8 protein-coding genes are annotated in these 14,392 nt (G+C 48.7%); 7 read left to right on the top strand and 1 reads right to left on the bottom strand.

Annotated elements, in window-relative coordinates:
- Nucleotides 1–79: 79 nt before the first annotated feature.
- Entirely contained in the window at nucleotides 80–4,636 is a 4,557-nt protein-coding gene (gene secF / locus ELAC_RS08685) for a protein translocase subunit SecF (RefSeq protein WP_098038885.1), read from the top strand.
- Nucleotides 4,637–5,064: 428 nt separating this feature from the next.
- Nucleotides 5,065–6,909 (top strand): single-stranded-DNA-specific exonuclease RecJ, encoded by a 1,845-nt coding sequence (gene recJ / locus ELAC_RS08680; RefSeq protein ID WP_098038884.1) that lies wholly within the window; start codon nucleotides 5,065–5,067, stop codon nucleotides 6,907–6,909.
- A gap of 137 nt (nucleotides 6,910–7,046) precedes the next feature.
- On the opposite strand, the gene ELAC_RS08675 is transcribed toward recJ, so the two are convergent.
- Nucleotides 7,047–7,499 carry a helix-turn-helix domain-containing protein gene (locus ELAC_RS08675; RefSeq protein WP_162288484.1) on the bottom strand — a complete coding sequence of 151 codons (453 nt, stop codon included), beginning with the start codon at nucleotides 7,497–7,499 and terminating at the stop codon, nucleotides 7,047–7,049.
- A gap of 446 nt (nucleotides 7,500–7,945) precedes the next feature.
- Here ELAC_RS08675 and tsp point away from each other — a divergent pair, with 446 nt between their 5' ends.
- The 5 genes from tsp (at nucleotide 7,946) to ELAC_RS08650 (ending at nucleotide 14,390) form a co-directional block, all read left to right on the top strand.
- The gene (gene tsp / locus ELAC_RS08670; RefSeq protein ID WP_239414458.1) at nucleotides 7,946–9,928 is read left to right on the top strand and encodes a tail-specific protease Tsp; all 1,983 of its coding nucleotides are present in this window, start codon (nucleotides 7,946–7,948) and stop codon (nucleotides 9,926–9,928) included.
- 672 nt (nucleotides 9,929–10,600) lie between these two features.
- Complete coding sequence (gene gltX / locus ELAC_RS08665; protein WP_098038883.1) at nucleotides 10,601–12,115, top strand: glutamate--tRNA ligase; 1,515 nt, start codon at nucleotides 10,601–10,603, stop codon at nucleotides 12,113–12,115.
- Nucleotides 12,116–12,143: 28 nt separating this feature from the next.
- Entirely contained in the window at nucleotides 12,144–13,232 is a 1,089-nt protein-coding gene (locus tag ELAC_RS08660; protein ID WP_098038882.1) for a mechanosensitive ion channel family protein, read from the top strand.
- A 4-nt stretch (nucleotides 13,233–13,236) separates the two neighbouring features.
- The gene (locus ELAC_RS08655; protein WP_098038881.1) at nucleotides 13,237–13,866 is read left to right on the top strand and encodes a DedA family protein; all 630 of its coding nucleotides are present in this window, start codon (nucleotides 13,237–13,239) and stop codon (nucleotides 13,864–13,866) included.
- A complete protein-coding gene (locus tag ELAC_RS08650; RefSeq protein WP_098038880.1) occupies nucleotides 13,866–14,390 on the top strand; it encodes a CDP-alcohol phosphatidyltransferase family protein in 525 nt (174 codons plus the stop codon). Before ELAC_RS08655 ends, ELAC_RS08650 begins: the two co-directional genes overlap by 1 nt.
- Nucleotides 14,391–14,392: the final 2 nt, after the last annotated feature.

Genomic DNA, 14,392 nt, shown 5'->3' with positions numbered 1-14,392 from the left:
GCCGGGTAGTGATAATGCCCTGCATAGCTGGCTACTGGTGCTCCTCAAAGAGCGATTGTTAAAAAAAGGAATCCGCAGCATGGAAAAACAAAAACGCTGGCAACTATGGCTAATCATTGCAGTTGTCGCTCTTACCCTATACAACATTCTCCCTACGGTCTTCTACTACTCCAATCCTCTACGGGCGCCTATCGACCTCAAAAGAGCTGAGAGTGTAGCCAAGAATATCGTAGAGAGAGTCAACGATCTCGAAGAGGACTCCATTGCATGGACGCAAGCTTACTGCAAGCACATCGGAGTACAATGCGAATCGGTGGCAATCAGTGAAGATGATCCCGGGATCATCCGAGTCAAAGTTAAAACCAAAGATGACGCCCTGAGGCTGAAAAAATTGATTGGCGCAGCCGGCCAAATGATTTCATTTGTCCCTGCCCAGTTAGAGCTCGCCCAGGAATCGACAGCCGAAAATCTTGACAACATCGTCCTGATCCAAAGACAAATCCCCATCCACCTGAGCAAAACAGACCTCCCCTCTCTATTTAAATTTTCGCAGAAACGCTCAGCACAAGCGGGAATTCAACCGCTATGGAAAGCTGTTGTTGAAGACCGCGTTACGGGAATGACGATTGCCTTTGCAGGTCAGTCAAGACAGGCGAGAGCCCTTAAGGCAATTGCCGAGACAAATGACCTTGCAGCGATCCGTGATACAATCATCATGGTGGCGCAAGAAATCTTAGAAACGCAATCCGCCCTCAAAAATGACCCCCAGTTACTAAAGAGGGCCTTTGCCGCATACAGCCAAATCGAGAAGAATGGCAAGGAAAATGTCGACGCGTACCTCAAGAAATCAGACGAGCTGCTGGCAAACACAAAGAAAGAGCTTGAAACCCTGACCAAAGAGATCGCCAAGTCTAAAGAAAATGAGGACATCGCCGGTTACGAAATGGAAGAGGCAGCACGTTTTCTTGCCGCACAAGAAAAGTCGCTCTCCGAAGCCATCGCTATCTTGAAAAAGGATGTAAGCCTTTTCAAGGCGGGAAAAACCCCGATGTCTGAAAAAGACGCCTTAGGACTATTCGAAGCCTCGTTTGCTAAAATGAAAGACGGCAAGCAAACTATCGATCTGAACGAAAGATCTGTTTTTGTCAAAGCGCTCGTCGTCGATTGGCAAAACGACAAAATTTCTCTGCAATTCTATCCTGAAATCGAAAAAATCCGCCTGACGCAACCGAAATCGGAAGCTGAAGCTTACAGGCAGGAAAAAACAGGCCAAATGCTGATTAGCGAAATCGCCATGGCCTCTCAAAGCGCAGACGAAGACCTGCAGCTTAGCCAAGACACCTATGCCACGAACCTGAGCTCTTTGACCAACCCCGAATCTATGCTTGTGCTGGATCTGGGCGTCCTGGCAAAGGGTGTAAAAACAAAGGTTTTAGAAAGCGTCCAGAAGAGCTGGAAACCTCTTTCCTCGGAACTGCAAGAGAGCTCCTATCCCAGAATGGATTGGGAGACTTTTGCCAAGCTGCCGCTCCAAGAGAGCAAGCTAGGCATTGTCGTCTACGCCCCCTCGATCGACTCCAAGGACTCCGTACCTGCTGGTTTCAGAAAGGGCTCGATCTATGTGATCGCAAGAGGCATCGGCTCCATCGCAGAAAAGTGGAGTGAAGGCCAGAGCAAAGATGAGCAGCAGCTTTTCGCTAAAGACTTCAAGCAGCTGGGCTCTTCATTGAAGAAGTGGGGATTCATCGGCTATAGCGGTAGAAGCCTCAGCCAGGACTCTCCTTTTAAAGACGACTACATCTTCGAAATGGACGACTACTATGCCAGCCTGATCAAGGCAACCCGAGAGAACTTCCAGGTAAAGGGCAGCAAGCAATATGCGGTTCTCGACTTCACTGATGTCGAACAACGCATTTTGACAGAAAACAGAATCGAAGATCACATACAGGAAGACCTGCTGAAGTGGAAAGACGCCTATCAGGCAGCGCAAGTCGACCAAAACCCGATTAACAAATTGCTCATACCGGCGCCGACAACAAACCCCTACATTCAGAATTTCAAAATCAATGTCTCGAAATATTTCCGGGGCGATGATAGAAAAATCCTGAAATGGGGCCTCGATCTGGCCGGAGGTAAGACTGTCCGTATCGGTCTCCGCGATCAAAATGGCAAGATGGTCTCAGATCCAGAAGATCTTAAGCAGGCAGTCAACGAGCTGTACACCCGTATCAACAAAATGGGTGTGTCCGAGCGTACGATCCGCATCGAAAACCAGAATATCATCTTGGATTTCCCCGGATCCCAAGGCTTGTCCGCGCAAGAGCTTGTCAAGGCCTCCGCTATGCGCTTCCATATCGTCAACGAGAAGTTCTCCGCAAGAAACCAGGCCCTGAAAGATGCGGTCAATAAATTCTTGCAGGGAGTCTACAATGAAGCTGTCGTTACAAACAGAAAAGATATCGAAGGCATCAACGAAATCGCATGGAACCACTTTGGCGGCTCCAACGAAACAGACGCAACCCGTCCCAGAGGCGAAATTGCGAAAATTCTCTATGAAAACGGCCTGAGGTTGGCAAACCCGAAAATCAACCCCGCTCAACATGCGTTTGACGACTCGCTTTCAACGATCGGCATCTTGAGAGGCGACGATTTCTCCGAATGGTATGGCCAGACTCATCCTCTAGTCATCTTGTTCAACAACTACGCCCTTGAAGGATCCAGCCTGACAAATATCCAGGTAGGCTACGACTCCTCTGAAGGCAACGTCCTGTCATTCCAGGTCAAGAGCTCGTACGACTCCGGAGAAGGAAGTCCCCGAAATGACTTCTATGCCTGGACCCAGCAATTTGCCAAGGAAGAGATCAAAGGAACGCCAAAAGAAGTTCCGACAAAAGGCGATGGCTGGAGAATGGCAGTGCTGCTGAACGGCAGAGTCATCAGCATGCCCTCGCTGAAGGCTGCGCTGAAAGACGGAGGCGTTATCTCGGGCAGGTTCACACAGCGTGAAGTCGACCAGCTAGCATCGGATTTAAAAGCAGGCTCGCTGAGCTTTACACCACGCATTCTGTCGGAGCAAAACGTCAGCCCCGAGCTTGGAAAAGAAGAAAGGGAAAGCGGCCTTATCGCTTCCGCGGTAGCACTCATCCTCGTAATCGTCGCGATGGTTGGCTACTATCGCTTCGCCGGCGTTGTCGCCTGCGTAGCGGTTCTGTTCAACATCCTCGTCATGTGGGGCGTTCTGCAGAATTTGGGAGCAGCTTTAACGCTGCCAGGTATCGCCGGTCTTGTGCTCACCTTGGGTATGGCCGTTGACGCCAACGTTCTTGTTTTCGAAAGATACCGCGAAGAATTTGCCATATCAGGAAGGGTTGCCTCGGCAATTCATGCCGGATACAGCAAAGCGTTCACGGCTATTGTCGACTCGAACGTCACTACCATTATCGCAGCTCTTATCTTGCTGCAGTTTGACTCAGGCCCTATCAAGAGCTTCGCCGTCATGCTGATCATCGGTATTATATCCTCGATGTTCACAGCGCTTTTCATGACACGCTTCTTCTTTGCCGGCTGGGTTAAACGCAACAAAGACAAGCCACTGACAATGTCCGATTTCATCGGCAAGCCAAACATCAACTTCTTGTCCTATACAAGAGTGGTTGTCATTGCCTCAGTCGTCGTGACTGCAATCGGTGTTGCCGCATTTGCAGCGCAGCGCACAACGATTTTTGGAATGGATTTCACAGGCGGCTATTCTCTTCAGGTAGAACTGAAAGAACAAAATGGCCTCGATTCTTATCGACTGCTGGCAAAAGACGCTTTAGTGAAAGCGGGAGCTGCTTCCTCAGATGTCGATATTCGGCAGCTTTCCAGGCCAAACCAACTCCGAATCCAGCTCAGCACGGGCATGGAGGAGAAGGGCAGGCCATTCAGCGGCATGCAAGAGTCTGTTGAAAAGCCTGGTGCAGCCTATGAGTATGAAACCAATCCACGTATCACATGGGTAGTGGATGGATTAAAGCAGGCAGGACTTGAAATTCCTGAAAGCCAGCTAGCCTCCATCAACACCAACTGGACTATCGTCAGCGGACAGCTGTCAGACACAATGAGGAACAACGCCATCATGGCGCTTGGTCTTGCCCTCTTGAGCATCTTAGTCTACATCACGCTAAGGTTTGAGTTTAAATACGCAATTGCGGCCGTGATCGGACTTGTGCATGACCTTGTCATCACGCTAGGAATTTTAGCGCTCTTTCACAAAATCGGTTTCCCCGTCCAGATCAGCTTGGAGGTGATCGGCGCGATCATGACCATCATCGGTTACTCCTTGAACGATACGATCATCGTATTTGACAGGATCCGTGAAGACGTTCACATTCACAGAAAGTGGCGATTTGAAGACATCGTCAACCATGCATTGAATGTGACGTTGAGCCGAACATTGATGACTTCGGGTACGACAATGCTAGTGTTGCTCTCGCTTGTCTTCTTAGGAGGAAAATCCATATTCGCCTTCTCCCTCGTCATGACGATCGGGGTTGTGGTTGGAACGCTCTCCTCCCTGTTTATCGCATCGCCGGTTCTGCTCTACTTCCACAACCGGGAGTTGAGAAAACTGGAGAGCGAACATCAAAAAGCATAAACTTTAAGCTTATTGAGCCAAGCGTACTTGAGGAAAACTCAAGTACGCTTTTCCTTTTGACCGCGACAGCACTATTAACCACTAAGACTTTAATGCCCAACCTATTAGGCCCTTACCCCGATAGGCATCAGGTCTTTTCAAACGCTTTCACCCATCTCTAGCTCAGGCCGGCAATCCAAAGGGAGCGCCTTTAGGCCGAGCAGACACTTTCGGTATAGATTGAACGACGTCCATTTTTTAATTTTGAAGAGAATTAACCAACACCCTATATTGCAGCTGACACTTTAAACCCTTTGTTTCTCTTTTCCGCGACATCGCTAAAGTGTTGAAAGGTTAATATTTTAAATAACGATCCTGAAAACCTCATAACCCTATCGAAAAGGAGCTAAAACAGCTCCCCAAATAAATTCAAAAATACTGGAATCTGAATGCTTTCATGGTATAACCACGCCGAATCCCCCTTATGGGTAATGCCCAGAGAAGACGCTTCTTTGAAAGAAAGCATCATCAAAGAGTTTAAAATCCACCCGGTCATCGCGCAAGTCTTGGTATCCAGGGGATTTAACACATTAGAGTCGATCCATAAATATCTCTATGCAAAGCTGCCCGATCTTTACGACCCCTTCCTGATGGCTGAGATGCCCCAGGCCGTTTCGCGGGTTATCCAGGCTATAGAACAGAAGGAAAATATCCTGATCTATGGTGATAACGACGTCGATGGCATGACCGGGACCGCCCTGCTGGTGGAGTACCTGCGCTTTCTGGGGGCAAATGTCTTTTTCTATGTGTCCAACAGGTCGACGCTAAGGCAAAGCATCATTGTTGAAGCGCTGGAGTATGCGCTCAAAAATGATTGCAAGCTCTTGATCACAGTCGACTGCGGCATCACGGCAGCCAATGAAATTGCCAAAGTGGTCGAGCAAAATGTCGATGTGATCATCACCGATCACCATGTCCCTACCGACACGATCCCCAACTGCGTTGCAACGCTAAACCCCAAACTCTTAAAAAACACCTATCCCAACGCCGATCTGACGGGCGTGGGCGTTGCCTTCAAGCTAACACACGGCATCACCAAGCAACTGGTGGCAGAGGGTAAAATCCCTCCACGAAAAATTGACTTAAAGAAATACCTCGATTTAGTCGCTCTCGGCACTATATCCGATATGGGATCACTCCTCGGAGAAAACAGGATCTTAGTCCGTTATGGCCTGCAACAGCTTACCCGCGGCAGGCGCGTAGGCCTAAGCAAGCTAATATCCGTATCCGACCCTGACGTGAATATGGGAGATCTGACAGCTTTCACCATCGCCTCGAAAGTCGCTCCCCGCTTGAACAGCTTGGGAAGGATCGACGATCCGACTAAGGGCGTTCAGCTGCTGCTCATCCGCAATACATCGATGGCTGAAAAGATGGCGATCGAGCTCGACTTAAACAACATTGAAAGGCAAAAAATTGAAAGAATGGTAGCCGGGGATGTCGACCAGACAATCTCAGCCAACCCCAACCTGCTTCTGGATAAAGCGATCGTCCTCTCCTCGCAGCAGTGGCACCCCGGGGTCATCGCTATCGTAACAACCCGCATCTCCAAATATTATCACCGTCCAACGATCATGATTGCCATCGAAAACGGCATAGGAAAAGGCTCCATCCGCTCAATCCCCGAGTTCCCCATCCTTTCCGTTCTCAAAAGCTGTTCTGATATCTTGCTCAATTGGGGCGGCCACGATTTTGCAGCCGGACTGACCGTCCAGGCTGATAAAATCGATGAATTCAAGAGGCGCTTTATCGAAGCTGCCAACCAAAAGCTGAAAAACCACGACATCATGACGAAGTTGAGCCTTGATGCCGAGATCAACTTTGAAGAGATCACCTTCGATTTCATGGAAAGCTTGAAGTTGCTCGAACCCTACGGTAATGAAAATCACCAACCTATTTTCTTTTGCAAAGCAAAACAGGCCTGGCCACCTAAAGTGGTCGGCAAATCACATCTGAAACTCTACCTGCAGCAGGGAGATCGGATGCTTGAGGGCATCGCCTTCGGAAAGGCGCAGCTTGGCCCTAACTTGCGCCGCAAGAACCTGACGCTGCTTGTTGCCTTCACTCCTCAGATCAACACCTATCAAGGGCTTAGCATTCAACTACTGATCCGCGATTTTAAAGTGCTTAAGGAAGAAGAGCTCGACGAGATAAGCATCTCGGATAGGCGCGAAGAGGGATCTCTCTCCCCCCGTGCACTGAAGCCCAAATTAGATGAGTTGACTTTAGATTAAAGACCGCCTCGCGCCTACTCTGCCGGCAATATACCGAAAGGATGTCAAAATATTGGATTTTGAAACACTTTCGGTATAACTCTGCCCTCCTTCCTAAAAAAGAGGGCTCCGCTTTTTGGCGCAGCGTTTAAGAAGATTTAGACGGTTTTGGTTTTTCTACGCTTTTTCTGAAGATAGCTTGCTTTGTAATCTTCCAGGTCTTGCGTGTGAATAACCCAGGCAGCACCCTTTCTTTGTGCTTTAAGATAGCCTGTTCTTGTGGCGTAATAAATCTTTTGGGCTGGCACTTTCAGGAGGCGCGCTACCTGATTTACCGAGTAATAGCCCCTGTTGTTGTCAAAGATCAACTCGCCATCAAAGATCGACTTGGAACGGGAGTATTTTTGTTTACGGTACTCGTCCAAATCATCAAGATGGATCGTCCATCTTGTCGCCTCTTTTCGGGCGCGCAGTTTCTTCAATTTGATCGCGATATAAATCGCCTGGCGGGTGACTCGGTTAAGACGAGCCGCTTCTGTGATAGAAACCCATTTAACTGCTTCCTGCTGGTTTTCTATTGCGACAGTCCCCGTCATGTTTTCTTCAGTCATTTGGACCTCCTTGCATAATATTAACTTTTAATGGCCGCCACACCTGCTATTTTTCAATACAACCTACAACATCAATGACTTAGAGTGTAAATTACAGGCATCGGCAGCGAAATATTTTAAAAAAAACTTGCAAAACACGACAGTTTTACAAAATTCAAAGATACTATTATACATAAAAAAGAATTGAAATCAATAGGGGTTTTACATTTTTTTTGCGCAACCTCAATTTTTTAAGCTGGTTAACTGGCATTTATACCAAGGCGAGGTCAAAATTTGAGATTTCAATCGCATACCGCCCATCCCCCCCGCCTCGATCTTTTGGCCAAAGTCACAACCCCTCATGAAAGCGGCCGGAACCCCCCTCCTCCCTCTTTCCCCCTCATCTCTCCAGGTAATAAAATAGTTGTTAAAACTAATTGGTAGGGATGAGTAGAATGAGATTTTTCATGAACGCGCCATGCAACAACCGCTTAGGAACTATGAAAATTTACAAATCCCTCCTCCTCCTCCTGATCTTGTCATCCTCCCTTCTTTCCGCCAAGCTGCCGGATCTGGATGAAAACAAGACCTTGAAAAAAGTCAAAGAGATGCTCTCATTGCACGCCTCGGAAAAAGAGATCAATCCGGAGCTGATGGGGCGTATTTTGAAAAACTATCTCGAAGAGCTGGATCCGACCAAGACCTACTTTATCGAATCCGATATCAAAGAGTGGCTCGACCCCTCTCCTGAATATCTGAGCAAAATCACGCAGGAGTACCTGAAAGCCAATTTTACGGCATTCAACGAGATATTTCTCGCGATGACGCATGCCATCGAAAGACGCCATGAGCTTGAAAAAGAGATCGACTTTTCCGACCTCCCCAAAAATGTCTTACCGGAAGAGTTTAAGGACATGCAATGGGTCAAGACAACCGATGAGCTTAAGAACCGCATACTACGCATAAGAGCCTTGCAAGTCGAGACAGCCTCTCAATTGACTGAGGACCTGAAAGACACCTCCCTCCAACGCATCAACAAGCGGCAGGCAAAAAATGAAGAGGAGTTGCTCGATAAGAACAAGGATCAAAGAAACAAGCTGATCCTGACAAAAATTTTAAAAGCCACCGCCTCGGCACTGGATACGCACACAGCCTATTTTACCCCGGAAGAGGCCAAACAATTCATGATCAATGTCCAGCAGCGCCTGTTTGGAATTGGAGCGCAACTTCGGGACGATCTAAACGGCTTTACTGTCACAAAGCTTGTGGAGGGAGGCCCCGCCTGGAACAGCAAAGAGCTTAAAGCAAAAGACAGAATCATCGCCGTCAATGGCGAGCCTGTAGTCGGAATGGACATTGTCGACGCGGTCGAGCTGATACGAGGCGAAGAGAACACCCCTGTAGTACTGACAGTCATCCGTGAAGTGGGCGAGCAAGACGACAAAAAAGAGGAAAAACTCGATATCACCATTATCAGGGGGGAGGTAGTTCTTAAAGAGGCACGCTATGAAGTCTCCTACGAACCTTTCGGAGACGGCATCATCGCCTACCTGAAACTCCACACTTTCTACCAAGACCCAGACAGCTCTTCGGCCCAGGATCTCTCAAGGGAGCTCGAAAAGCTGAAGGAAGAGCACAAGGTTAAAGGTGTCATTTTAGATTTACGCTATAACTCGGGCGGGCTTCTGACGCAAGCCGTGGCCGTCACAGGACTCTTCATTGGCAACGGCACCGTTGTCTCCATCAAAGACAACAGCGGGTTTGTGCAGCATCTGCGCAATATCGAGAGCAAGGAAGTGTGGGATGGACCGCTCATCGTGCTGGTGAACAGGGTTAGCGCCTCCGCGGCGGAAATTGTCGCCCAGACATTGCAAGATTATGGAAGAGCCCTGATCGTGGGCGACGACCACACCTACGGAAAAGGGTCATTTCAGACTTTTACCTTGATACCTCAGGCCGACCAGGTCAATCCCGAAGGAGAATACAAAGTCACCCGGGGCAGATATTACACCGTCTCAGGCAAAACCCCTCAGCTGACAGGTGTTTTGGCCGATATTGTTTTCCCTGGACCTTTGTCTGAATCCGAGCTGGGCGAAAAATTCTCCAAGTACCCCCTTCCGCAAGACGCCATCAAACCCAATTTTGATGACGATCTCTCCGATATTCCTCCGTTCCAGAGGGAAAAAGTGCGGCTAGCCTACAAAAGCACCATCCAGCCCAAGCTTACAATCTATGATCAGTATCTTGACACTCTGAAACAAAACGCCTCCTGGCGCCTAAAGCACAATAAAAACTACCAGACGTTTTTGAAAGAGTTGAAGAAAAAGAAAGATCATGTTGAAGGCGAAGAAGAAGACTTTGGCCAAAACGACTTGCAGCTCAACGAAGCGGTGAATCTGATGAAGGATCTGGTTATCCTGATGGATGCATCGAAGAAGAAAGCTGCCTGACGCCCTTAGAGCCTGTCTTAAAACTCAAATCAGTATGCTTTACTGCTCCATGGAGTTATAAGACAGGCTCCTAGCTGACGCCCAACTATCAACATGTGTACGGGCCGCTATCGTCCCGTATCCCGAAAGGCTGTCAAAACCCTCTGGCCCTCAAGATGCTTTCGGTATACACTTTTCTCGTATCGTTTTTCCCTGATCCCTTGCCCGGTTTTACATTCCCTAAAATCAAAATTAACGATACCGGACACCTGTCAAAAAACTATGCCGGGAGGCTTCTTAGAGAAATAAATTGAAAACTTTGGCCTAATCAGGGAAAATAGGAGCTCGCAACCGGTGTTTTTCTGATCGTTTTACAAATTCGATTCCATCGTTCGTTTCAATGTTCTCGTGGAGACTGTTATACCGAAAGCGCCTCAACTTTGCCGTTGTGGCTAAGAGTCGGTACCGGATATGCTAAAAGACTGCCGCAAGCTGAAATAGCACGAAGTATTTGAGTCTGTGGATAATCTCTAAGAGACTGTTAACGAATTCGAATTTTTCCGTTAACAGTCTCTAAGTGGGCTTTGTTGGATCCCGAAAAGTCAAATTCCAACTCTCTAGAATCTATACCGAAAGTGTCTCAAAATTTGGTATATTAATCGCATTTAAAGAAAGTAAGGAACTTAATTGATTATGCCAGTCCGCGTCCGCATCGCACCTTCGCCAACCGGCGACCCTCATGTAGGTACAGCTTACATGGCCCTATTCAACATGATCTTTGCCAGGCACCATGGCGGTAAATTCATCCTCAGGATTGAAGACACAGACCAGACCCGCAGCAGGCCCGAGTACGAACAAAATATTTACGAAGCGCTCAAATGGTGCGGTATTCACTGGGATGAAGGCCCCGGAATCGGTGGCGATTACGGTCCCTATCGCCAGTCTGAGAGAACAGACATCTACCGCAAATATGTGGCTGAACTTTTAGCCAGTGGCAAAGCCTACAAATGTTTTTGCACAGCCGAAGACTTGGTCGAGATGCGCGAGATATCCAAAGCGCAGGGAGGCAAGCAAGGCTACGACAGGCGCTGCCGCAACTTAAGCCCGCAAGAGATCGAAGAGAGAGAAGCCAAAGGCATGCCTTACGTAATCCGCCTTAAAGTACCTCTCACCGGCGAGTGTGTCTACCATGACGCGATCAAAGGGCGCATCACCTGCCCTTGGGCAGACATCGATGACCAGGTGCTGCTGAAATCGGACGCTTTCCCGACCTACCACCTCGCCAACGTCGTGGACGACCACCTGATGGGTATTACCCACGTCATCCGGGGAGATGAATGGATGAGCTCAACCCCCAAGCACGTGCTGCTTTACGAACACTTCGGTTGGGAGCCGCCCACCTTCATGCATATGCCGCTGCTGCTTGGCACCGATGGCAAAAAACTCTCCAAGAGAAGAAACCCGACATCGATCTTCTATTACAGAGACACAGGATTTCTTCCCGAGGCATTCATTAACTTCCTGACGCTCATGGGCTACAGCATGACGGGCGACAGGGAGATCTACTCGCTGGAGGAGATCGTTAAGGAATTTGATGCCAAACGCATCGGTGTTTCAGGAGCCGTTTTCGACATCAACAAACTGGAATGGCTCAACCAGCAATACCTGATCAATAACATTCCTGAGGACAAACTCTGGGAGAGGATCAGGGAGTGGAGCTTTAATGATCCGTTTATTAAAAAGCTGATGCCTCTGGTACATACCCGTATCAAAACCTTCAGCGAGTTCATGGAGCTTTGTGACTTCTTTTTCATCGCCCACATGAAATACACGCACGAGCTCCTGGAGATCAAAGACGGCAATGAACAAATGGCTGCGGCAATACTCCAGACCATCATCTGGCGTCTGGATGAACTTGAAGACTGGGGCAGTCATGGAATGCATACAGCCTCCAAAGATGTCGCTGAGGCTTTTTCGGTCAATCACAAAAAGACCGTGATGCGCCTGCTCTTCGGTTCACTGATGGGCAAACAGCAAGGACCGCCTCTTTTCGACTCCGTCGAAATCCTCGGCAAAGACCGCACCCGCGTGCGTCTGCTTGGTGCCATCGAATTTTTAGGGGGCATCTCCAATAAAAACTTATCCCTCCTGAAAAAGAGCTGGGATGAGAAAAACCTCGCGGCTTTCAAAGAGAAGCTGCAGAAATAAGACGAGGCAAAGTAACAGAGGAACTTAGATGGTTCAATTTACGGAGAAACTGAACGCTCTCCCCGGAGAGATTGGAACTTTGATCGCGATGGCGGCAGCACTTGTGCTGTCCGCCTTCTGCCTCTTCCGGCTGAAAGCGCGGGCAGAAAAAAGCCACCGGAGCCATCTCGTGGAAATCGCCTCGTCACTCGGCTTGCCGGTTTATCTTTTTTTGCTGTCTTTGATCGTCTACAGCGCATCTACAGCTCTTGACAAGGCTTTCAATGAAGAGGCTTCCCTGCCGCCGCTTCATACGGCCTTGCCGGTCATTTTAGTCCCGTTCCTGTTGTGGACCTATTTCAGAATAAAAAAAGTCTACCTTGAAGTCATCAAAGAGAGAGTCCGCAGAGGCATGTACGGTGTCAGCCTGGCGCAGATCGACACCCTGAACAAGCTCGTGACAGCTCTTGCTGTTTTTATAGCGCTGATCATGATGCTGAAGGCTCTCGGATATGACGCGAGCGTCCTGCTCACGATCGGAGGCATCAGCGGAGCCGTTGTCGGTTTTGCGACAAAAGACTTCACCGCGAACTTTTTTGGCGGCCTGGTCATCTATCTCACTAAGCCGTTCTCTGTGGGAGACACCATCAGGATCCATGAACGCAACATCGAAGGGCATGTTGAAGAGATCGGTTGGTACCTGACTAAAATCACCGACAGCGAAAAGCAACCGGTTCACATACCCAACTCGATGTTCTCCCAAGTGATCCTGATCACCCCCTCCAAACGCAGCCACCGCCTGCTTAAGGAAACCTTGACCATACAGCTTCGCGATTTTTCCAATCTTGAACCTTTAGTCGCCGCTTTGAAACAGCAATTGGCAACTCACCCCAATATCGACCCTTTCCAAAGACTTGAGGTGCATTTTTCAGGTTTTGACAAGAGCGATATCAACATCGATCTTTTCGCCTATGTGAAAGTTGCAAGCGCCGAAGAGTTTAAGCGCGTCAAACAAAGGGTTCTGATTGAAGCTAAAAGCATATTCCTCGCACACGGAGCCGACATAGCTGCGGGCACCTTAGGAATCGACGTCAGCAAACCGGTCGTTGTCGAAATGAAAGGCACGCCCGGGGAATAGAGCGATGGAAGATCTCTTTTCGGCCATAGCTGAAGCTGCCCCAAATGCCTACTGGATTTTTTTCACCATGCTACTCCTAGCTGGCCTCAATATTCCCTTCAGCCTGGATCTGATCGTGATTTCCGGGGGCGTCCTCGGCAGCCTTTATGTTCAGGATCACTTAAGCCGTCTCTACCTCTTTTTACTTGCCGGCTGTATCCTTGCAGGCTGGGAAGCCTACTGGCTGGGAAGAATTTTAGGGCCCAGGCTATTCACCATGCGCCCTTTCAAAAACTGGATCACTCCCAAACGGGTTGAGAACCTAAAAAAACTGCAGGAAAAATTCGGCATCTTCCTGTTCCTGATTGGCCGTTTTATTCCAGGAGGGGTTAGAAACGCCCTTTTCATGACGTCAGGATTTTGCCAAATGCCTTTCCTGAAATTCGTCCTCCGTGATGGAGCCGGGTGCCTGCTTTCAGTGACAGCACTTTTTAGCCTGGGGTATTTCTTCGCGGAAAATCGTGAGGAATTGTTTAGTATTTTCGTAGCCTACAACAGGCTGGTTATCTGCCTTATCGCTCTTCTTTTGGGCACTTTCCTCCTGATGGCGATCATCACAAGGCGCCGGCTTAGAAAAGAGGGAGTTGAACCTTGATGCATCACCTGCCAAACCTTCTCTCGGTGAGCCGGATCTTCCTGAGTCTTCTTCTGTTCTCCGATCAGCAATCGGTGCGCCTGCTGGCGATTTTTTTAGCCGGGCTGACCGACTTCCTGGACGGCTTTCTGGCTAGGAAACTCAGCTGGATATCAAAATGGGGAACGACCCTGGATCCGATCGGCGATAAATTTTTTGTCATGATCGGCCTTGTCTGTTTTATTCTCGAAGGGTCGGTATCCGTTCTGGAGGCGCTCTTGATGCTTTCTAGGGACTTTGCGATCGTGCTGTTCGCTTTCTACCTGCTGTACAAGAAAAGTCTTAAAGACTATCCGATCAGAGCGATTTTCTTTGGCAAAGTCACCACTGCCCTTCAGCTGGGGACATTCCTTCTGCTGGCCTGCAATATGGCTATCCCCTTCCCTGTCTATGTTGTATTTTTATGCCTGGGCATTTTGGCTCTTTTTGAGCTCTGGTACACCTTTGCCTTTTCAACAGTGCTGCAAAAAAACTCCTCTAAGTAAGA

Source organism: Estrella lausannensis, assembly GCF_900000175.1.
GTDB lineage: Bacteria > Chlamydiota > Chlamydiia > Chlamydiales > Criblamydiaceae > Estrella > Estrella lausannensis.
This window is presented reverse-complemented; position numbering and strand designations above follow the sequence as displayed.